Annotated in this window: 19 protein-coding genes; 15 read left to right on the top strand and 4 right to left on the bottom strand. The window is 70.4% G+C overall.

Annotated elements, in window-relative coordinates; genetic code table 11:
- Window positions 1-7 precede the first annotated feature (7 nt).
- The 11 genes from pdxS (at window position 8) to BIU89_RS02710 (ending at window position 10,803) form a co-directional block, all read left to right on the top strand.
- A complete protein-coding gene (pdxS, locus tag BIU89_RS02660; RefSeq protein ID WP_027465600.1) occupies window positions 8-928 on the top strand; it encodes a pyridoxal 5'-phosphate synthase lyase subunit PdxS in 921 nt (306 codons plus the stop codon).
- The gene (pdxT, locus tag BIU89_RS02665; protein WP_071244683.1) at window positions 918-1,529 is read left to right on the top strand and encodes a pyridoxal 5'-phosphate synthase glutaminase subunit PdxT; all 612 of its coding nucleotides are present in this window, start codon (window positions 918-920) and stop codon (window positions 1,527-1,529) included. The genes pdxS and pdxT overlap by 11 nt, the downstream gene beginning before the upstream one ends.
- 119 nt (window positions 1,530-1,648) lie before the next feature.
- Window positions 1,649-2,416 (top strand): YebC/PmpR family DNA-binding transcriptional regulator, encoded by a 768-nt coding sequence (locus BIU89_RS02670; protein ID WP_017887357.1) that lies wholly within the window; start codon window positions 1,649-1,651, stop codon window positions 2,414-2,416.
- A gap of 2 nt (window positions 2,417-2,418) precedes the next feature.
- Window positions 2,419-3,066, top strand: coding sequence for a crossover junction endodeoxyribonuclease RuvC (ruvC, locus tag BIU89_RS02675; protein ID WP_035808297.1), 648 nt, complete (start codon window positions 2,419-2,421; stop codon window positions 3,064-3,066).
- Window positions 3,063-3,683, top strand: coding sequence for a Holliday junction branch migration protein RuvA (gene ruvA / locus BIU89_RS02680; protein WP_071244684.1), 621 nt, complete (start codon window positions 3,063-3,065; stop codon window positions 3,681-3,683). Before ruvC ends, ruvA begins: the two co-directional genes overlap by 4 nt.
- On the top strand, window positions 3,680-4,723 hold the full coding sequence (ruvB, locus tag BIU89_RS02685; RefSeq protein ID WP_027465603.1) for a Holliday junction branch migration DNA helicase RuvB: 1,044 nt from the start codon (window positions 3,680-3,682) through the stop codon (window positions 4,721-4,723). The genes ruvA and ruvB overlap by 4 nt, the downstream gene beginning before the upstream one ends.
- 90 nt (window positions 4,724-4,813) lie before the next feature.
- Window positions 4,814-5,215 (top strand): preprotein translocase subunit YajC, encoded by a 402-nt coding sequence (locus BIU89_RS02690; protein WP_051596726.1) that lies wholly within the window; start codon window positions 4,814-4,816, stop codon window positions 5,213-5,215.
- 91 nt (window positions 5,216-5,306) lie between these two features.
- Complete coding sequence (gene secD / locus BIU89_RS02695) at window positions 5,307-7,058, top strand: protein translocase subunit SecD (protein WP_071244685.1); 1,752 nt, start codon at window positions 5,307-5,309, stop codon at window positions 7,056-7,058.
- The gene (secF, locus tag BIU89_RS02700) at window positions 7,058-8,062 is read left to right on the top strand and encodes a protein translocase subunit SecF (protein WP_027465605.1); all 1,005 of its coding nucleotides are present in this window, start codon (window positions 7,058-7,060) and stop codon (window positions 8,060-8,062) included. Before secD ends, secF begins: the two co-directional genes overlap by 1 nt.
- Window positions 8,062-8,409 carry a rhodanese-like domain-containing protein gene (locus BIU89_RS02705; RefSeq protein ID WP_027465606.1) on the top strand — a complete coding sequence of 116 codons (348 nt, stop codon included), beginning with the start codon at window positions 8,062-8,064 and terminating at the stop codon, window positions 8,407-8,409. The genes secF and BIU89_RS02705 overlap by 1 nt, the downstream gene beginning before the upstream one ends.
- A 69-nt stretch (window positions 8,410-8,478) precedes the next feature.
- Complete coding sequence (locus BIU89_RS02710; protein WP_231495664.1) at window positions 8,479-10,803, top strand: RelA/SpoT family protein; 2,325 nt, start codon at window positions 8,479-8,481, stop codon at window positions 10,801-10,803.
- 686 nt (window positions 10,804-11,489) lie between these two features.
- Here the strand turns inward: BIU89_RS02710 and BIU89_RS02715 are convergent.
- The 3 genes from BIU89_RS02715 to deoC all read right to left on the bottom strand — a co-directional run bounded on the left by BIU89_RS02715 (window position 11,490) and on the right by deoC (window position 14,117).
- Window positions 11,490-12,089, bottom strand: coding sequence for a type IV toxin-antitoxin system AbiEi family antitoxin (locus tag BIU89_RS02715; RefSeq protein ID WP_071244686.1), 600 nt, complete (start codon window positions 12,087-12,089; stop codon window positions 11,490-11,492).
- A 195-nt stretch (window positions 12,090-12,284) separates the two neighbouring features.
- The gene (locus BIU89_RS02720) at window positions 12,285-13,238 is read right to left on the bottom strand and encodes an ROK family protein (RefSeq protein WP_071244902.1); all 954 of its coding nucleotides are present in this window, start codon (window positions 13,236-13,238) and stop codon (window positions 12,285-12,287) included.
- A 147-nt stretch (window positions 13,239-13,385) separates the two neighbouring features.
- Window positions 13,386-14,117, bottom strand: a complete 732-nt coding sequence (gene deoC / locus BIU89_RS02725) for a deoxyribose-phosphate aldolase (RefSeq protein ID WP_083404120.1) — start codon at window positions 14,115-14,117, stop codon at window positions 13,386-13,388.
- Window positions 14,118-14,160: 43 nt separating this feature from the next.
- Between deoC and BIU89_RS02730 the strand changes: the two genes are divergently transcribed.
- From BIU89_RS02730 to BIU89_RS02745, 4 genes are read left to right on the top strand one after another with little or no spacing between them, the layout of a single operon-like run.
- Complete coding sequence (locus BIU89_RS02730) at window positions 14,161-15,693, top strand: SDR family oxidoreductase (RefSeq protein WP_083404121.1); 1,533 nt, start codon at window positions 14,161-14,163, stop codon at window positions 15,691-15,693.
- The gene (locus BIU89_RS02735; RefSeq protein WP_071244688.1) at window positions 15,690-16,274 is read left to right on the top strand and encodes a GDSL-type esterase/lipase family protein; all 585 of its coding nucleotides are present in this window, start codon (window positions 15,690-15,692) and stop codon (window positions 16,272-16,274) included. Before BIU89_RS02730 ends, BIU89_RS02735 begins: the two co-directional genes overlap by 4 nt.
- Complete coding sequence (locus tag BIU89_RS02740; RefSeq protein ID WP_083404122.1) at window positions 16,274-16,705, top strand: DUF6804 family protein; 432 nt, start codon at window positions 16,274-16,276, stop codon at window positions 16,703-16,705. Before BIU89_RS02735 ends, BIU89_RS02740 begins: the two co-directional genes overlap by 1 nt.
- Before the next feature lie 49 nt (window positions 16,706-16,754).
- Entirely contained in the window at window positions 16,755-18,308 is a 1,554-nt protein-coding gene (locus BIU89_RS02745; RefSeq protein ID WP_071244689.1) for a stealth conserved region 3 domain-containing protein, read from the top strand.
- A gap of 522 nt (window positions 18,309-18,830) precedes the next feature.
- Here BIU89_RS02745 and BIU89_RS02750 read toward each other — a convergent pair.
- A complete protein-coding gene (locus tag BIU89_RS02750; protein WP_071244690.1) occupies window positions 18,831-19,790 on the bottom strand; it encodes a phosphodiesterase in 960 nt (319 codons plus the stop codon).
- Between the last annotated feature and the right edge of the window lie 48 nt (window positions 19,791-19,838).

Here is a 19,838-nt window from a genome sequence, read left to right on the forward strand (position 1 = left end):
CGGCATCATGAGCGACAGCACCAGCACCTCCGGCACCCCTGGCACCTCGATCACCGGCTCCGACCGCGTCAAGCGCGGACTCGCCGAGATGCTCAAGGGCGGCGTGATCATGGACGTCGTCGACGCCGAGCAGGCCCGCATCGCGGAAGAAGCCGGTGCGACCGCCGTCATGGCCCTCGAGCGCGTCCCCGCCGACATCCGTGCGCAGGGCGGCGTCGCCCGCATGTCCGACCCCTCGATGATCGAGGAGATCATCGCCGCGGTGTCGATCCCCGTCATGGCGAAGGCCCGCATCGGCCACTTCGTCGAGGCGCAGGTGCTGCAGGAGCTCGGTGTCGACTACATCGACGAGTCCGAGGTGCTGTCGCCGGCCGACTACGTGAACCACATCGACAAGTGGAAGTTCACCACCCCCTTCGTCTGCGGTGCCACCAACCTGGGCGAGGCGCTCCGTCGCATCACCGAGGGTGCGGCCATGATCCGTTCCAAGGGCGAGGCCGGCACGGGCGACGTGTCCGAGGCCACCAAGCACATCCGCACCATCACCAAGGAGATCGCGGCGCTCCGCAACCTGCGTGACGACGAGCTCTACGTCGCCGCCAAGGAGCTCCAGGCACCGATCGACGTCGTGCAGGAAGTCGCCCGCACCGGCAAGCTCCCCGTCGTCCTGTTCACCGCCGGTGGTGTCGCCACCCCGGCCGACGCCGCGATGATGATGCAGCTCGGCGCCGACGGTGTCTTCGTCGGGTCCGGCATCTTCAAGTCCGGCGACCCGGCGGCCCGTGCCGCCGCGATCGTCAAGGCGACGACCTTCCACGACGACCCCCGGGTCATCGCCGAGGTCTCCCGTGGTCTGGGCGAGGCGATGGTCGGCATCAACGTCGCCGACGTCCCCGCACCGCACCGCCTCGCCGAGCGTGGCTGGTAGTCCGACGAGCGGCGCTCGGCCCCGCATCGGGGTCCTGGCGCTGCAGGGTGACTTCCGCGAGCACATCGCCTCGCTGACCGAGCTCGGCGCCGACGTGGTGCCGCTCCGTCGCCCGGAGGAGATCGAGACCCTCGACGGTGTCGTGATCCCCGGGGGCGAGTCCAGTGTGATGGACAAGCTGTCCCGCGCGTTCGGCGTCGCCGAGCCCCTCGCCGACGCGATCCGCGGTGGCCTGCCCACCTACGGCACCTGCGCCGGCATGATCATGCTGTCGTCGCGGATCACCGACGGCATCAACGGGCAGCGGACCCTCGACGTGCTCGACACCACCGTGCGCCGCAACGCGTTCGGAACGCAGAACGACTCGTTCGAGATCGACATCCCGATGCCCGACCTCGGCGAGGCCCCGGTGCACGCGGTGTTCATCCGGGCCCCCGTCGTGGAGCAGCGCGGCGACGACGTCCACGTCCTCGGTGCGCTGCCGGACGGGCAGGTCGTGGCGGTGCAGCAGGGCAACGTCATCGCCAGCGCGTTCCACCCCGAGGTCGCCGGCGAGGACCGCTTCCACCGCCGGTTCCTCGACCTGGTGCGCAGCGCCTGAGGCGTGACCGCCCACCCGCCGCACCGACGGGACGGAAGCCGCGCCGCGCCTCCAGGCCGGTGTTCGGCCCACAGGGCCGCTAAACTGAGCGGGACTTTCCGCAAGACGCAAGGAGAACCGTGTCCGGGCATTCCAAGTGGGCAACGACCAAGCACAAGAAGGCGGTCATCGACCAGCGCCGTGCCAAGTCGTTCGCCAAGCTGATCAAGAACATCGAGGTCGCCGCGAAGATGGGCGGTGCCGACATGTCCGGCAACCCGACCCTGGTCGACGCCGTGCAGAAGGCGAAGAAGACCTCGGTCCCCAACGACAACATCGACCGCGCCGTCAAGCGCGGTGCGGGTCTCACGGGCGAGACCATCGAGTACACGACGATCATGTACGAGGGCTACGGCCCCAACGGCGTCGCGATGCTCATCGAGTGCCTCACGGACAACAAGAACCGTGCCGCGGCCGAGGTCCGGACCGCGATGTCGCGCAACGGCGGCACCATGGCCGACCCGGGCAGCGTCGCCTACAACTTCTCGCGCAAGGGCGTCATCTCGGTCACGAAGACCGACGGCCTCGACGAGGACACCGTGATGACCGCGGTGCTGGACGCCGGGGTCGAGGACGTCATCGACCAGGGCGGCGGCTTCGAGATCATCACCGAGGCGAGCGACCTGGTCGCCGCCCGCACCGCACTGCAGGACGCCGGCATCGACTACGACTCCGCCGACGCCGAGTTCGTCCCCGGCCTCAAGGTCCCGGTCGACGCCGAGACCGCCCGCAAGGTGTTCCGCCTGATCGACGCGCTCGAGGACTCCGACGACGTGCAGAACGTCTACTCGAACTTCGACATCCCCGCGGACGTCCAGGCCGAGCTCGACGAGGACGAGGGCGAGTAGCCGTGCTCCGTGTGCTCGGGGTGGACCCCGGGCTCACCCGGTGCGGCGTCGGCGTCGTCGAGGTCGCACCGAACCGGCGGGCACGACTCGTCCACGTGACGGTCGTGCGCACCCCGCCGGACATGCCGCTCGAACAGCGGCTGCTCCGCATCGCCGACGGCATCGCCGCCGAGATCGACGAACACCACCCCGATGCGGTGGCCGTCGAGCGGGTGTTCGCGCAGGCGAACGTCCGGACCGTGATGGGGACCGCGCAGGCGGCCGGCCTGGCGCTGCACGCCGCGGCGGCCCGCGGCCTGCCCGTCGGGCTGCACACGCCGTCCGAGGTCAAGGCCGCCGTCACCGGCTACGGCAACGCCGACAAGCGTCAGGTGCAGACCATGATCGCGCGCGTGCTCGGGCTCGACGAGGCCCCGAAGCCGGCCGACGCCGCCGACGCGCTCGCGTTGGCCGTGTGCCATGCCTGGAGGCTCGGATCACCCGATGCCGCCGGCTCGCGTGCCACGAACCTCACCCCCGCACAGCGCGCCTGGCGGGACGCGCAGGGCGGCACCGTCGACTCGCCGCTGGCCCGCGCGGCCGCCGCCGCGGCCCGCCCGCAGCGTGGCAGGTCGGCGTCGTCGGTGGGCGGCCCTAGGCTCGGAGCATGATCGCGAGTCTCCGGGGCACCTGCATCGACATCGCCGGCTCGGCCGTGGTGATCGAGGTCGGGGGACTCGGGTACGCCGTCACCGTGACCCCCGCGCACGCGCTGACGATGCGCCACGGGTCCGAGGTGTTCGTGCGGACCGCCATGATCGTGCGCGAGGACGAGCACCTGCTCTTCGGCTTCGAGTCGACCGACGCGCTGCAGGTGTTCGACCTGCTCCGCGGGGTCTCCGGCGTCGGCCCAAAGTCCGCGATGGGCGTCCTGGCCCACATGGACCCTGCACAGATCGCGAACGCCGTCGCGAACGAGGACGATGGCGCGTTCCGCAAGGTCTCCGGCATCGGCCCGAAGACCGCCAAGCTCATCATCGTCGCGCTCTCCGGCAAGCTCGTGGCCTTCGAGCAGGCTGCCGTGGTCGCCGCCGCACGGGGGACCGCAGTCCACCCCGCCGCGGTCGACGTCGTCTCGGCGCTCATCGGCCTCGGCTGGCGCGAAGACGCGGCGCAGACCGCGGTCGACGACGCCGTCGCCAACGAGCCCGGTGCCGCCGCGATGGGCACCCAGGCCCTGCTCCGCGCCGCCCTCGGTGCGCTCCGACCCGCGGCAGCCGGCCGGTGAGCGGCATCACGTCCGCCGGCGCCGAGTCGCAGGAAGAACTCGCGTTCGAAGGTGCGCTCCGTCCGCGCTCGCTCGACGAGTTCGTCGGGCAGCGCAAGGTCCGCGGGCAGCTCGACCTGCTCCTCAAGGCCGCCGGCATGCAGGAGCGCACGCCCGACCACATCCTGATGGCGGGTCCTCCCGGCCTCGGCAAGACCACGCTCGCGATGATCGTCGCGCACGAGACGGGGCGACCGCTGCGCATGTCGAGCGGCCCGGCCATCCAGCACGCCGGTGACCTCGCCGCCGTGCTGTCGTCCCTGGTCCCGGGCGAAGTGCTGTTCATCGACGAGATCCACCGCATGGCCCGCTCGGCAGAAGAGATGCTCTACCTGGCGATGGAGGACTTCCGCATCGACGTGATGGTGGGCAAGGGTGCCGGTGCCACGAGCATCCCGCTCGACCTCGCGCCGTTCACGCTCGTCGGGGCCACCACCCGGGCCGGCCTGCTGCCGAACCCGCTGCGCGACCGCTTCGGGTTCACCGCCCACCTCGAGTTCTACGAGAAGGACGAGCTCGAGCAGGTCCTGATCCGTGCGGCCCACCTGCTCGAACTCGACATCGACCGGACCGCCCTGCGCGAGATCGCCGGACGCTCCCGTGGCACCCCGCGCATCGCGAACCGCCTGCTCCGCCGGGTGCGCGACTACGCCCTCGTGCACCGCACCACCGACGGCATGGCCGCGGTCCAGGGCGCGCTCGACCTGTACGACGTCGACGAACTCGGCCTGGACCGGCTCGACCGAGCCGTCGTCGAGACCATGCTGACCAGGTTCGACGGGGGCCCGGTCGGCCTGAACACCCTCGCGGTCTCGGTCGGCGAGGAATCCGAGACCATCGAGTCGGTCGTCGAACCGTTCCTCGTCCGCGTCGGACTCGTGACCCGCACCCCCCGCGGGCGCATCGCGACACCGCGGGCCTGGCGACACCTCGGCCTCACCCCGGGGCAGGGCGACGGCGGGCAGCCGGGGCTCTTCGACGACCCGGAACCCACCGCCTGACCGCCGATCAGTCGGGTGACATGCCACGGACACCGGCGTGCCCTAGACTGCTACGGCCCGAAACCGAGCAACCAGAGAAGGCAACGCATCATGGGTCAAGAAGTCATCCTCATCGTCATCGTCGTGGCGTTCGCGGCCTTCATGTTCTACAACAGCCGCAAGCGCAAGAAGCAGCAGGCCGAACTCGTGGACAAAATGGTCCCGGGCGCCAAGGTCATGCTGTCCTTCGGCCTCTACGGCACGCTCCTCTCCGTGAACGAGGAGAAGGTCACCGCTGACGTCGAGATCGCGCCGGGGACCATCGTCACCGTGCACCGTCAGACCCTGTCGCGCGTCGTCGACGACAACGCGTCCGACGTCGAGACCACCACGACCACCGAGGACGAGCCGAAGCCGGTGGCCGAGCTCAACGGTGAGCCGGTCTACGGCGAGCGGGTCGACACCGACCGTGTCGACGAGACCGACGCCACGAAGCGCAAGTCCGACGACTGACGCCCTCGGCCGCCGGGTCGTCTGACCCGGCGGCTTCCCTCTGCCGTCGCACGGTGTGTCGACGGTCCTGAACAGAAAGACGAGACGACCGGTGGCACGATCGACACCCGTCAAGAAGGCGCTGCGCTCGCTCACCTGGTTGGTGATCCTGATGGCGATCCTCGCCGGCGTGAACACCGCCGCGTCGATCCTCGCCGGCTCTTCGAAGGACGACACCGACAAGTGGTACCAGGGCGCGAGCTGGGTGCCGGAGCTGGCTCTGGACCTGCAGGGCGGCACGCAGCTGACCCTCGCGGCGCAGAACACCGAGGGCGACTCCGTCACCTCGCAGCAGCTGCAGCAGGCGGTGAACATCATCCGCCAGCGCATCGACGCCACCGGTGTCTCCGAGTCCGAGATCAACACCCAGGGCGCGAACAACATCGTCGTCTCGATCCCGGGTCGTCCCGACAAGGCCACGATCGACCGCATCGAGGCAGCCGCGAAGCTGACCTTCCGTCCGGTGCTCTTCACCGAGGCCGCGACGAACTCCGCCGTCGGTGACGACGGCAAGGGCACCGCATCGGCCACGCCGTACTCGCCGCCGGCCTCGCTCGCCGCGACCCCGAGCGCGAAGCCGACGAACGCGAGCGACCTGAACTGGGTCACGCCGAAGCTGCAGGACCTGTACACCAACTACAACTGCGCTGCTCCGGACGACGTCACCACGGCGCCCGACGACGAGCCCCTGGTCACCTGTGACCAGGACGGCGCGGGGAAGTACATCCTCGGACCGGTCGAGGTCTCCGGTGCCGACATCAGCAACGCCACCTCGGGTCTCGCCACCGACTCGCAGGGCACGTCGACCGGCCAGTGGGCAGTCAACCTGACGTTCAACGGCGAAGGTTCGAAGGACTTCCGCACCGTCACGAACCGTCTCGTCTCGCTCCAGCAGCCGCAGAACCAGTTCGCGATCGTGCTCGACGGTTCGGTCATCACCGCACCGACGACGAACTCCGCGATCACGAACGGCAAGGCGCAGATCACCGGCTCGTTCACGGCCGAGTCGTCGAAGACCCTGGCGGACCAGCTCAAGTACGGTGCGCTGCCGATCAACTTCCAGGTGCAGTCGAACGAGAACATCTCGGCGACGCTCGGCACCGCGCAGCTCATCGGTGGCCTCGTCGCCGGTCTGATCGGGCTGATCCTGGTGATCATCTACTCGGTCATCCAGTACCGGGCCCTGGCGTTCGTCACCGTGCTGTCGCTCGGGATCGCCGCGGTCCTCACCTACCTGGTGATCGCGATCATGTCGTGGCGCGTCGACTACCGCCTGTCCTTGGCGGGTGTGGCGGGCCTGATCGTCGCGATCGGCATCACGGCGGACTCGTTCATCGTCTACTTCGAGCGCATCCGTGACGAACTCCGCGACGGCCGTGCCCTCGAGAGCGCGGTCGAGTCCGGCTGGAAGCGTGCTCTCCGCACGATCCTGGCGTCGGACGCGGTGAACTTCCTCGCCGCCGTCACGCTCTACGTGCTCGCGGTCGCCGACGTGAAGGGCTTCGCGTTCACGCTGCTCCTCACGACCCTGATCGACATCGTGGTGGTCGCGCTCTTCACCCACCCGATGATGCAGCTCATCGCCCGCAGCCGGTTCTTCGGCGAGGGGCACCGGTTCAGTGGTCTCGACCCGGCAGCACTCGGTGCCGTCTACCGAGGGCGCGCCCAGTTCCGCGCACCCGTCGTGGACGGCAAGCGCCAGCGCAGTGCCGGTGAGGCACAGCGCCGACAGACGATCGCGGAGCGGAAGGCCCAGCAGGCCTCCGGCGAAAACGGCTCGACGCCGGACGGGAAGGACGACTGATGGCCAGCTTCAGCCAGTTCGGCAGCGACCTCTACACGGGGAAGCGGTCGTACGACATCATCGGGCGCCGGAAGACCTGGTACCTGATCGCCCTCGTGATGATCGTGATCTCGCTCGTCACCCCGTGGCTCCGTGGCGGGTACCAGCTCGGCATCGAGTTCACCGGTGGCTCGGAGTTCACGATCTCCGACGTCAAGACGCTCGACCAGAACCTCGCCACCGAGACCGTCGAGGGCGTCGTCCCGGAGTCGATCCCGCGCGTCTCGCAGCTCGGCACGCACGGCATCCGCGTGCAGACCGGGCAGCTCACCGACCGGCAGACGACCGAGGTGCAGGATGCCCTGGCGAAGGCCTACGACGTCCCGGAGAGCCAGGTCGCCGCGACCTTCATCGGCGCGACGTGGGGTGCCGACGTGCTCGCGCAGGCCATCCGTGGTCTCGTGATCTTCCTCGCCCTCGCCGCGGTCTTCATGACGCTGTACTTCCGCACCTGGAAGATGTCGCTGTCCGCGATGGCGGCGCTGCTGCACGACCTGCTCATCACGGCCGGCGTGTACGGCATCGTCGGACTCGAGGTCACGCCCGCGGCGGTCATCGGGTTCCTGACGATCCTCGGGTACTCGCTCTACGACACCGTGGTGGTCTTCGACAAGGTGCGTGAGAACACCGCCCAGGAATCCATCCGGACGTTCAAGCAGTCGGTCAACCTCGCGGTGAACCAGACCCTCGTCCGGTCGATCAACACCTCGGTCGTGGCACTGCTGCCGGTCGCGGCGATCCTCTTCATCGGGTCGTACGTGCTCGGCGCCGGCACCCTGCGCGACATCTCGCTCGCACTGTTCATCGGCATCATCGTCGGCACCTACTCGACGATCTTCATCGCGTCGCCGATGTACGCGCAGCTGCGCGAGAACGAGCCGAAGATCAAGGAGTCCGACGCCAAGAAGACCGCGGCGGCCGAGAAGCGCCGGCGTGAGGTCGACGCGGCAGAGGCGAGCGTCTGATGCCCATCGAGATCCAGGAGATCGACGTCGCCGAGGCGCAGCGCCGCCTCGACGCCGGAGCCCGCCTGTTCGACGTCCGTGAGCAGGGGGAGTGGGACGAGGTCCACGCTCCCCAGGCCACGCTCGTGCCGATGTCGGAGTTCGTGGACCGCTGGCAGGAGATCGACGGCGGCGACCAGCCGGCCATCATCGTCTGCCACTCCGGCGGCCGGTCATCGCGCATCGTCGCGGCGCTCGAACAGTCGGGCGTGCCGGCCGTCAACCTCTCCGGCGGCATGCTCGCGTGGGAGCAGGCGGGGGCGCCGGTGGAGCGCGACGCCCAGGGCGAACCACGTCACGGGCACTGACCGGGGACGCGTAGTCTTGTCGGATCGAGCTCGGATCGAGCTCTCGGACCGAGTCCTGGGAGGCGCATCATGACGGACACCCGCGAAGAGCCGTCCGCGCCGAGCCGCCCGGGTTCCGCCCCGCGGCCCTCGAGCCCGATCGGTCCGAACACCACCGGCAACCTCGGTTCCCTCCGCTCACTGCTGCCGCGCCTGTTCTCGCGGGCCCAGCCGGCCGGCGCGGTGGACACGCTGATCCGCACGGTCCGCTCGCACCACCCCAAGGCCGACGTGACGCTCATCGAGCGTGCGTACTCGGTCGCCGAGCGCGCACACGACGGTCAGAAGCGCAAGTCCGGTGAGCCGTACATCACGCATCCCGTCGCGGTCGCGCAGATCCTGGCCGACCTCGGCATCGGGACGATCACCATCGCGGCGGCGCTCCTGCACGACACGGTCGAGGACACCGATTACCAGCTCGACCAGCTGCGGGCCGACTTCGGCGACGAGATCGCGATGCTCGTCGACGGCGTCACCAAGCTCGACAAGGTCAAGTACGGCGACAGCGCGCAGGCCGAGACCGTCCGCAAGATGGTCATCGCCATGTCGAAGGACATCCGCGTCCTCGTCATCAAGCTCGCCGACCGCCTGCACAACGCCCGCACGTGGGGCTTCGTCGAGTCCGCCTCCGCCACGCGCAAGGCGAAGGAGACGCTCGAGATCTACGCGCCGCTCGCGCACCGGCTCGGCATCCAGATGATCAAGCTCGAGCTCGAGGACCTGTCGTTCGCGGTCCTGCACCCGAAGCTCTACGTCGAGATCGACAGCCTGGTCAAGGAACGCCAGCCGAAGCGCGAGCAGTTCGTCCAGAACGTCATCGGGACCCTGAAGAAGGACCTGAAGGCCGCCAAGGTCCGTGGCGACGTCATGGGCCGGCCGAAGCAGTACTACTCGATCTACCAGAAGATGATCGTGCGGGGTCGCGAGTTCGACGAGATCTACGACCTCGTCGGCATCCGCGTGCTCGTGCCGACCGTCCGCGACTGCTACGCCATGCTCGGCTCGGTGCACGCACGGTGGACCCCGCTGCCCGGTCGGTTCAAGGACTACATCGCAACCCCCAAGTTCAACCTGTACCAGTCGTTGCACACCACGGTGCTCGGCCCGCAGGGTCGTGCGGTCGAGATCCAGATCCGCACACACGAGATGCACCAGCGCGCCGAGTTCGGTGTCGCCGCCCACTGGAAGTACAAGCAGCGCGCTGCCGGCCGTGACGCCGGGACCTCGTCGACCACGGACGACCAGGACATGGCGTGGCTCGCCCACATCACCGACTGGCAGGCCGAGACCAGCGACCCGGGCGAGTTCCTCGACTCCCTGCGCTACGAGATCGGCGCCAAGGAGACCTACGTCTTCACGCCGCAGGGCAAGGTCATCGGTCTCCCCGCCGGAGCCACCCCGGTCGACTTCGCCTACGCGGTGCACACCGAGATCGGCCACCGCACGATGGGTGCGAAGGTCAACGGCCGCCTCGTCCCGCTCGAGAGCCAGCTGTCCAGCGGCGACGTCGTCGAGATCTTCACGTCGAAGAACCCCGACTCCGGCCCCTCGCAGGACTGGCTGCAGTTCGTCCGCAGTCCCCGCGCGCGCAACAAGATCAAGCAGTGGTTCACCAAGGAGCGCCGCGAAGAGGCGATCGAGCAGGGTCGTGACGCCATCGCCCGGGCGATGCGCAAGCAGAACCTGCCGCTCCAGCGCATCATGAGCCAGGACAGCATCGCCGAGGTCGCCTCGTCGATGCGGTACGAGGACGTCTCCGCCCTGTACGCCGCCATCGGCGAGGGCCACGTCTCGACGCAGTCGGTCATCGAGAAGGTCCTCGGCAACGTCCAGACCGAGACCGAGACGGACGAGCCCGAACTCGCGTTCCCGCGCCAGGTCACCAGTCGTCAGCTGCGCACGAGCGACAGTGGCGTGCTCGTCCGCGGTGCGCCCGACATCCTCGTGAAGCTCGCGAAGTGCTGCACACCGGTGCCCGGCGACCAGATCGTGGGTTTCATCACCCGTGGCCAGGGCGTCTCCGTGCACCAGTCGTCGTGCACCAACGTGAAGTCGCTCATGAACGAACCCGACCGGATGATCGAGGTCGAGTGGGCCCCGTCGTCGAAGTCGGTGTTCCTGGTGCAGATCCAGATCGAGGCGCTCGATCGGTCAGGCCTGCTCAGCGATGTCACCCGGGTGCTGACCGACCACCACGTGAACATCCTGTCCGCGACGGTGTCGACCTCGTCCGACCGTCTCGCGCTCAGCCGGTTCGTGTTCGAGATGGGCGACACCATCCACCTCGACCGCGTGCTGAACGCGGTGCGACGCATCGACGCCGTCTACGACGTCTACCGCGTCAGCGCCGGCTAGCGGCAGGGCCCCGCGCGGCCCGTCCGTCGACCGGTCACGAACCGTTGGCTGCGAGCCGGCCAACCGACAGTTCGCGACCACTCAGCAGACGCGAGCGGGGTGTCCTGACCGCCCCCACGCGCCCGACCGGAGGCCCACGGCAGCCCCGCCCCGCGCCTCCCGTGACTCAGGCCCGTCGACCGGTCACGACTCGTCGCACGGGCACCGTCGACAGGTCACGAACCGTCGGCCGCGGCCCGGCCAACCGACGGTTCGCGACCACTCGGCGGACGCGAGCGGGGTGTCCTGACCACCCCCACGCGCCCGACCGGAGGCCCGTGGCAGCCCCGCCCCGCGCCTCCCGCGCCTCCCGCCTGTCGACCGGTCACCACCCGTCGCACGGGCACCGTCGACAGGTCACGAACCGTCGGCCGCGGCGCGGCCAACCGACGGTTCGCGACCACTCGGCGGAAGCGAGCGGGGCGTCTTGACCGCCGCTACGCCCCCACGCGCCCGACCGGAGGCCCACGGCAGCCCCGCCCCGCGCCTCCCGTGACTCAGGCCCGTCCGCCGGTCACGACACGTCGCACGGGCACCGTCGACCGGTCACAAACCGTCGGCCGGGGCCCGGCCAACCGACAGTCCGCGACCACTCGGCGGACGTGAGCGGGGTGTCCTGACCGCTCGGCGAACGCGCGCACGACGCACTAGCCGCCAGCGCTGCCGGCCGCGTCCTGCAGCCCCTGCAGCCCCGGCAACCCCGGCAGCCCCCACAACCGCCGCTCAGCCTGCCGCACCATCGGGATCGTTCCGAGCGACCTCAGGCGCCCCTGCAACTCGGCAGCCGTGACCGCCCCGATCGCGAGCAGCCCCTGCACGGCCGTCGCCTCGGCCACCCCGAAAGCACCGGCCGTCGGCCCCGGCGTCCGGAGCAGGTCGACCGCGGTCCGCGCCGGCAGCGTGACCCGCAGCCGCGAGAGCTCGACGGTGTCGGCGACGTCGATCCGGACCTCTCGCAGGCGGACGTCCGGCCCGACGTGCACCCGCACCTGCGGCGGGATGCAGGCCTCGAGCGGCGCCGGCGGCCGGGACACCGCACCCCAGATCCACGCGGCGGTCAGAGTACAGGCGATCAGGCGCGCGTCCCGCAGGACCCATGCGGCAGCGGCGGCGCGCAACCACGGCGTCTGCGGTTCGGTGGGGGAGGCCCAGCAGGGACCGACGGCGACCAGCTCGCCGGCCAGGACCGCCGCACGCAGCTCGGGTTCCGGCCAGTCGTCACTGGTCAGCAGTCGCGGGCGGGGCACCCGCACATCCTGCCCGACCTGCGCGGGCGACCGACAGGCCTGTGGACAAGCCACCGACCGGCCGGGAGGCTCGTGGCGGGCCCGCACCGCGCCTCCAGGCCGTCGCCGGTCACGTCCACGGCGTGGGCCGCGTCGACGACGCGACCAGCCGCGCCCGCGCGCCGGATCGGGCCCGGCCGGACGGGACGCGCGCGTTCAGCGCAGGACGTCGGCGCGGTGCACGAGCGCAGCGGCACCGATGAGTGGACCGTCCTGGGACAACCCGGTCGGCACGATCTGCACCTTCGTGACGAACCCGAACTCGACACGCTCGGCCACGGCCTGCCGGGCGTACTCGAACAGGTCCGGCGTGACGTGCGAGAACCCGCCGCCGATGGCGACGATCTCGAGGTCGACCAGGCTCGTGGCGGCGGCGATGGCCTGCCCGAGGGCACGGCCGCTCCGCTGCACCGCGGCGACGGCGATCTCGTCGCCGGCGGCGTAGGCGGCCGAGAGCCCCTCACCGGTCGTGCCCGCGAAGCCCTGACGACGTGCCCAGGCCACGGTCTTCGGGCCGCTGGCGATCGCCTCGAGGCAACCGGTGCCCCCGCAGGCGCAGGGGTCGTCGTAGCCGCCGCACTCGACGTGCCCGATGTGGCCGGCGTTGCCCGTCGGTCCGCTGACGGTGCGACCGTGCAGGATGAGCCCGCCGCCGACGCCGGTGGAGACGATCATGCCCATGACGTGCTCGTACCCCTGGGCCGCGCCGACCCAGTGCTCGGCGAGGGTGATCGCCAGGCCGTCCATGCGGAGCGTCACCGGGACGTCGTACGGCACGAGCGCCGCGATCCGGTCGCGCAGCGGGTGGCCACGCCAGACCGGCATGTTGAGCGGGGAGACGAGGCCGTGCTCCTCGTCGACGGGCCCGGCGGAACCGACGCCGACACCCACGAGCGTCGCGTCGGCCGGCAGCGCGCCGAGCGCGGCCGTGACGACCTCGTCGACGGCGGCCTGCAGCTCGTCCGAGGTGCGCTGGGGCCCGGTGGGGCTGCGGAACCGGGTCGCCGGCAGCACGACGCCCTGGTCGGTGACGAGCGCGGCCTCGACCTTCGTGCCGCCGAGGTCGACGGCCAGGGCGAGGGCGGGGGACTGGGGTGCGGTGCTGGACATGCGCGCTCCGATGCGGCGGTCTGGAGGCACGGTGCGGGTCACCGACGCGTCGTCGCGTCCGGTGGGCACCGGCCTGGTCGTGGTGGGTCGTGCTGGGCGCGTGGGCTCAGCCCGGTGGGCTCAGCCAGGTCGGCTCAGCCCGTGGGTTCAGTAGGACGTCGTGTCGTCGCCGAGCGCCGAGGCAGCACCCGTCTCCGCGCGGTGCGCGACCTCGTCGAGGATGCGGGCCGAGGCGCTCGTGCCGATGCGGTTCGCGCCAGCCTCGACCATCTCGAGCAGGGTGTCGAGCCCGCGGACGCCGCCGGAGGCCTTCACGCCGGTGTCGGCACCGACCGTGCGGCGCATGAGGGCGATGTGCTCGGCCGTCGCGCCGCCGCCGGCGAACCCGGTCGAGGTCTTCACGAAGGCCGCGCCGGCGGTCTGTGCCGCACGCGAGGCCGCGACGATCTCGTCGTCGGTCAGGAACGCGGTCTCGAGGATCACCTTGACGACGGTGTCGCCTGCGGCGTCGACGACCGCGCGGACGTCCTGCTCGACGCGCTGCCAGTCACCCGACTTCGCGGCGCCGATGTTCTGCACCATGTCGAGCTCGAACGCGCCGTCGGCCAGGGCCTGCAGCGACTCGGCGACCTTCGCCGCGGTGGACGTGGTGCCGTGCGGGAAGCCGATCACGGTGCCGACGCCGACACCGGTGCCCGTGAGGCGTTCGACGGCGTGGGCGACGTCGCTCGGACGGACGCAGACGCTGAAGACGCGGTGGGCGGCGGCTTCGTCGAGCTGGGCGTCGACGTCCGCACGGGTGAGTTCGGGCTTCAGGATCGCGTGGTCGATGAGGCCGCGGACGGCATCGACGGTGACGGGGAAGGCTGCGTTGTCCACCCGGTAAGCCTACCCGTCAGGCGTGCCGCGTAGCGTGCAGGGCATGCAGGTCCTCGTCACCGGCGCCACCGGGTACATAGGTGGTCGTCTCGTCCCTCGTCTCCTCGAAGCCGGCCACTCCGTCCGGGTGTTCGTGCGCAACCCCCGGAAGCTCCAGGACGTCCCGTGGAGCAGTGAGGTCGACGTCGCGGAGGGCGATCTCCAGGACGCCGAGGCGGTGCGCGCCGCCGTCGACGGGATCGAGGCGGTCTACTACCTGGCCCACGCGATGGGGGCCGACGGCGACTTCGAGTCGGCCGAGCGCGAGGCCGCCGAGACCATGGCGCGCGAGGCGAAGGTGGCCGGCGTCAGCCGGTTCGTCTACCTGGGCGGGCTGCACCCGGACGGTGAGCTGTCGAAGCACCTCCGCAGCCGCAAGGAGGTGGGGGAGATCCTCCTCGGCTCGGGCGTGCCGACGGTGGCGTACCAGGCCGGGGTCGTGATCGGCTCGGGCAGCACCTCGTTCGAGATGATCCGGCACCTGACCGACGTCCTGCCGTGGATGCCCGCGCCGCGCTGGGTCCGCAACCACATCCAGCCGATCGCGGTCCGCGACGTCCTGTACTACCTGGTGGCCGCGCTCGACGTCCCCGCCGACGTCAACCGCACCTTCGACATCGGCGGCCCCGACGTCCTGCGGTACGGCCAGATGCTGAACGGCTACGCGGTCGAGGCGAAGCTGCCCCAGCGCCCGATCACGGTCCTGCCGGTGCTCACCCCGCGCCTCGCCGCACACTGGTTCAACGCCGTCACCCCGATCCCGCGCAAGCTCGCGACGCCGATCATCGAGTCGCTGCAGTTCGAGTGCGTGCAGCGCGAGCACGACATCGACGACGTCGTGCCGCAGCCCGAGGGCGGGCTCACCTCGTACCGTCGGGCCGTCCGCCTCGCGCTCAACAAGATGCGCAGCGGTCAGGTCCAGACGAGCTGGCGCAGCGCGACCCTCTCGAGCGCCTCGGCCGACCCGATGCCGAACGACCCCGACTGGGCCGGGCACACGGTCTACGTCGACGACCGGAAGCGGCACTCCAGTGCCTCCGCCGAGGACGTCTGGCGCGTCGTCGAGTCGATCGGTGGCGACAACGGCTGGTACTCGTTCCCGCTCGCCTGGGTCGCCCGCGGCTGGATGGACAAGATCGCCGGCGGCGTCGGCCTGAACCGCGGGCGTCGTGACCAGCAGCGCCTGGAGCAGGGCGACGCGCTCGACTGGTGGCGCGTCGAACGGCTGGAGCGCGGCCGGTACCTGCGGCTCCGCGCCGAGTTCAAGTCGCCCGGTCGTGCGTGGCTCGAGATGACCGTCACACCGAACCCCGACGGCGGCAGCGACTACCACCAGCGGGCGATCTACTTCCCGCAGGGACTCGCCGGCCGGCTGTACTGGTACGGCATCCTCCCGTTCCACGGCATCATCTTCCCCGGTATGGTCGAGCGCATCACCGCCGCCGCCGAGCGGGAGTCCGACCACACCGGGTCCACGCAGCGCAACCGGACGCAGCAGACCGAGACCCCCGAGCCGGCGCACGAGGAGGCAGCATGACCGACGACCGCAGCCCCGTCCTCTTCCTGGGGGACAGCATCACCGAACAGGGTGACTGGGACACGTGGCTCCCCGACGAGCACACCCTGAACCAGGGCATCGGCGGCGACACGACCGACGGCGTGCTGACGCGCCTCGACGCCGTCGTCGCCGAGCAGCCCGAGGTGATCGTGCTGCTCATCGGCACGAACGACTTCGGCAACCACCGCGCCAGCGCCGAGCACGTGGTCCGCAACGTCGAGACCATCCTCGTCACGCTCCGCCGCGAGCTGCCGGGCGTACGGCTGCTGCTCGTGTCGATCCTGCCCCGGCAGGCCGAGTACGCCACGAAGATCGAGCAGGCCAACCGGCACCTCCGGCAGTTCGTCGCCACCTGCCACGCGCAGTACCTCGACGCCTGGCCCGCCCTGGCCGACGGCGACCACCTGGACGCGCGCTTCACCGAGGACGGCCTGCACCTGACCGAAGAGGGCTACCGCGCGCTGGTCGGTGAACTGGTGCCGGCGCTCGAGCGCGTCCGCGACCTGCCGCCGATGTCGCGGTCGATCCAGGCGATCGACCTCGACGGTTCCTCGGACTGATGGCCGCACGCAAGGGGCGGCCCCCGGTGGGGTCGTCCCAGCACGGCGTGCCCGCAGGGTCCCCTCGACCCGCACCGGCCGCACCGGCCAGCGGTGCCCGTGCCACGCCGCCCTTCACCCGCCCGGCGCTGGCACCGTCGATGATCGCGGCGATCGTGCTGCTGGCCTGCGTCGCCATCGTCGACTCGTCGGGCTTCGTCTTCGCCCGCTGGGGCGTCACGGTGCTCGCGCTGATCGTGCTCGTCTTCAGCGTGCGCGGGAAGGTCTGGTGGGCAGCCCTCCTCATGGCCGCCGTCGCCGTCTGCTGGAACCCGCTCGTCACGGTGCCGATCCCCGGACAGGTGTGGGCGGCCCTGCAACTGGTCGCCGCCGCGCTCTTCATCGTGGTGGGCATCGTCGTCAAGGTGCCCCGCGAGTCGGACGGACGGTAGGATCGGCAGGTCGGGTACAGGACCCGACCGCACGACCCGAAGGGCATGGATGAACGACGAGACCGAGCCGGTGACCGAGAGTCCTCTGCTGAACCCTCGACCGTCCTCCGGCGGTCTCGACCGATCCGACGTCGTCGTCCGCAAGGGGCGACTGACCCTGATCAACGGACACCTCACGCCGCAGCAGTCGATGATCGAGGACCTGCTGTTCCTCGACGACGCGCTCACCGCGGCTGACGTCGACCACCTGCTCATCCGCGGCAACGACCAGCGCCCGGTGATCGCCCTCGACGAGCGGGACCGCCAGCGCGCGGAGAGCGCCGTGATGTCCGCGGCCGTCAACGAGCCCTTCTACGCGAAGCCCCCGGGCAAGCCGGCGGTGCTCGTGCAGGACGACGGACTCGGCTCCGTCGAAGAACCGGTGCTCCGCGTGTTCCGCCCGCGGCTCGAGCCGCTCGGACGTCTGCGCTACGGTGCCGAGACGAGCGTCCAGCTCGAGTTCTGGCGCGTCACCGACATCGAGGTCCTCGCTCCCGTCGAGAACGCCCTGATGCGTCGCAGCCTGCCGATCGACGAGTTCGTCCTGGTCGACATCGAACGCTACGGCCGCACCTGGCGAACCGTCGAGCACATGTTCGACGACCACGTCTCGGACATCCGGTTCCCGATCGACATCGTCTTCTCGTGGGTCGACGGCAACGCCATCGAGTACCAGCGCGCCCGCCAGGCCGCACAGTCGAACGCCGTCCTGGGCGAGGGCGACGACGCCCCGGCCCGGTTCCGCCAGATCGACGAGCTGAAGTACGCGCTCCGCTCGGTGCACACCTTCGCGCCGTGGATCCGCAAGATCTACATCGCGACGGACTCCCCGGCGCCGCACTGGCTCGCCGATCACCCGAAGGTCAGGATCGTCCGCAGCGAGGAGTTCTTCGCCGACCCGTCCGTCCTGCCGACCCACAACTCGCAGGCCGTTGAGTCGCAGCTGCACCACATCCCGGGCATCAGCGAGCACTTCATCTACTCGAACGACGACATGTTCTTCGGGCGCCTCGTCGACCCCTCGGCGTTCTACAGCCCGGGATCGGTCACGAAGTTCATCCTCGCGTCGACCCGGATCGGCCTCGGCTCCAACAACCCGGCACGCAGCGGTTTCGAGAACTCCGCCCGCGTGAACCGTCGCCTGCTGCAGCAGCGCTTCGGTGCGGTGACGACCCGGCACCTCGAGCACGCCCCGACGCCCCTACGCGCCTCGATCATGACCGAGATGGAGCACGAGTTCGCCGACGAGTTCGCGGCCACTGCGGCGTCACGCTTCCGCGCCGCCGACAACATCTCGGTGACGAACTCGCTGTACCACTACTACTCGCTGCTCACCGGTCGGGCGATCATCCAGGAGAACGCGGCCGTCGGGTACATCGACACGACCATGGTCTCCGGACTCAAGGCCCTCGACGAGCTGCTGAAGAAGCGGAACGTGGACTTCTTCTGCCTCAACGACGGCAGCTTCTCGGAGGTCAGCGACGAGGAGCGCACGCAGCGCGTGACGGACTTCCTCGAGCGCTACTTCCCGTTCCCCGCGCCGTGGGAGCGTCCCAGCGCTTAGGACGCGCCAGCGGCCTGCTGGGAGCGTCCCAGCGCTTGGGACGCGCCAGCGGCCTGCTGGGGCGCTCCGGGCGAGCCTGCGAGCCCGGCGCCGGAGCCCAGCCGCCGGGTTCGGACGCGGCACCGACCTCCATCGGTCACGACTCCCCGCCACCCACACGCCGGGCGGTCACAGCCCGTCGGCTGCGCCGCCCGCAAACGACGGAACACGACCACGCGACGCAGCACCGGCGGTGCGTCGCGACCACTCCGCGGGCCGGGAGGCGCGGGTCGGGCCCGCCACGGGCCTCCCGGCTGTCGGGCCGACCGTCGGGACGTACACGACGCCGCGCGGTCACGACACCCCGTTGACTGCCCGCCGAGCGGTCACGAACTGTTGATTGCCGAGCCGCCAGCCGACGGAACGTGACCACTCGACGCGCACTGACGGGGAGTCGTGACCGCACGCGGCCGCCCTTGGTGAGCAGAAGAGGTCGGGTCCGCACGACGGACCCGACCTCTTCTGCTCACGAAGTGCTCGGCGCTACCGGTGGACGGGGGAGACGGGCACCGAGTCGAGCGTGAACACCGGGATGCTCGAGGTGACCGGTGCCGGCTCGACGGCCGCGGGGATCGTCACGCCGTGTGCGGCGAGCTTCGCCTCGGTCTCGAGCGCGGAGACGGGCTGCCCGACGGTGGCGTAGTGCCCGATCGGCACCACCGAGTGGACGACGTTGTGGCCGTAGACGTGCACGAGGTTGAACGACTGCGCACCGTCACGGCCGCGGGTGCCGCCCTGGTACTCGGTGAGGTCCTGGGTGTAGCAGGTGGCGCTGGCGACGGACACCGGGATGCCGGCGAACACGGCACTGGTCGAGTAGTGCAGGTGACCGGCGATGATGGCGAGGACGTCGCTGCCCTCGACGACCTCGGCCAGGGCCTGCTGGTCGCGCAACTCGACGAGGACGGTGAGGTCCTGGACGCTCGGCACGGGCGGGTGGTGCATCGCCAGGATGGTGCCGTGCGGAGCCGCCTCGGAGAGAACCTCGGCGAGCCAGTCGAGCTGCTCGGGAGAGACCTCGCCGTGGTGGTGACCCGGCACGCTCGTGTCGAGGGTGATCACGCGGAGCCCGTTGACGTCGTAGACGAAGTCGACCGGGCGATCCGTGGGCTGCAGGCCGAAGAGCTCCTGGCGGAAGGCGCCGCGCTCGTCGTGGTTGCCCATCGCCCAGATCACCTGCGCGCCGATGCGCTGCGCGGCCGGCTCGAGGATCTCGCGGACACGGGCGTACGCGCCCGGCTCGCCCTTGTCGGCCACGTCGCCGGTGACGACGATCGCTTCGGGACGGGTGCCCGAGGCTTCGATGTCAGCGACGATCTGCGAGAGCCGAGCGGCGGAGTCGACATCGCCGTACAGGTTGCGGTCCCCGGAGACGAGGTGCGTGTCACTGAGGTGGAGGAGGAAGTGGTTCGGCCTGGGGTGTTCGGCCGTCCGGCTGTCCATCGGGGTCTCATTCCGTTGGCGGATGCGTGGTGCAACACGTTGCCACAC

The organism is Curtobacterium sp. MCBA15_005, assembly GCF_001864855.1.
Classification (GTDB): Bacteria; Actinomycetota; Actinomycetes; order Actinomycetales; family Microbacteriaceae; genus Curtobacterium; species Curtobacterium flaccumfaciens.

Coding starts and splice junctions, on each gene's coding strand:
- pdxS (WP_027465600.1), top strand. CDS start 8: ATGAGCGACAGCACCAGCACCTCCGGCACCCCTGGCACCTCGATCACC.
- BIU89_RS02730 (WP_083404121.1), top strand. CDS start 14,161: ATGCAGGTCCTCGTCACCGGCGCCACCGGGTACATAGGTGGTCGTCTC.
- BIU89_RS02740 (WP_083404122.1), top strand. CDS start 16,274: ATGGCCGCACGCAAGGGGCGGCCCCCGGTGGGGTCGTCCCAGCACGGC.
- BIU89_RS02735 (WP_071244688.1), top strand. CDS start 15,690: ATGACCGACGACCGCAGCCCCGTCCTCTTCCTGGGGGACAGCATCACC.
- secF (WP_027465605.1), top strand. CDS start 7,058: ATGGCCAGCTTCAGCCAGTTCGGCAGCGACCTCTACACGGGGAAGCGG.
- BIU89_RS02750 (WP_071244690.1), bottom strand. CDS start 19,790: ATGGACAGCCGGACGGCCGAACACCCCAGGCCGAACCACTTCCTCCTC.
- BIU89_RS02705 (WP_027465606.1), top strand. CDS start 8,062: ATGCCCATCGAGATCCAGGAGATCGACGTCGCCGAGGCGCAGCGCCGC.
- ruvA (WP_071244684.1), top strand. CDS start 3,063: ATGATCGCGAGTCTCCGGGGCACCTGCATCGACATCGCCGGCTCGGCC.
- BIU89_RS02710 (WP_231495664.1), top strand. CDS start 8,479: ATGACGGACACCCGCGAAGAGCCGTCCGCGCCGAGCCGCCCGGGTTCC.
- BIU89_RS02745 (WP_071244689.1), top strand. CDS start 16,755: ATGAACGACGAGACCGAGCCGGTGACCGAGAGTCCTCTGCTGAACCCT.
- BIU89_RS02720 (WP_071244902.1), bottom strand. CDS start 13,238: ATGTCCAGCACCGCACCCCAGTCCCCCGCCCTCGCCCTGGCCGTCGAC.
- BIU89_RS02690 (WP_051596726.1), top strand. CDS start 4,814: ATGGGTCAAGAAGTCATCCTCATCGTCATCGTCGTGGCGTTCGCGGCC.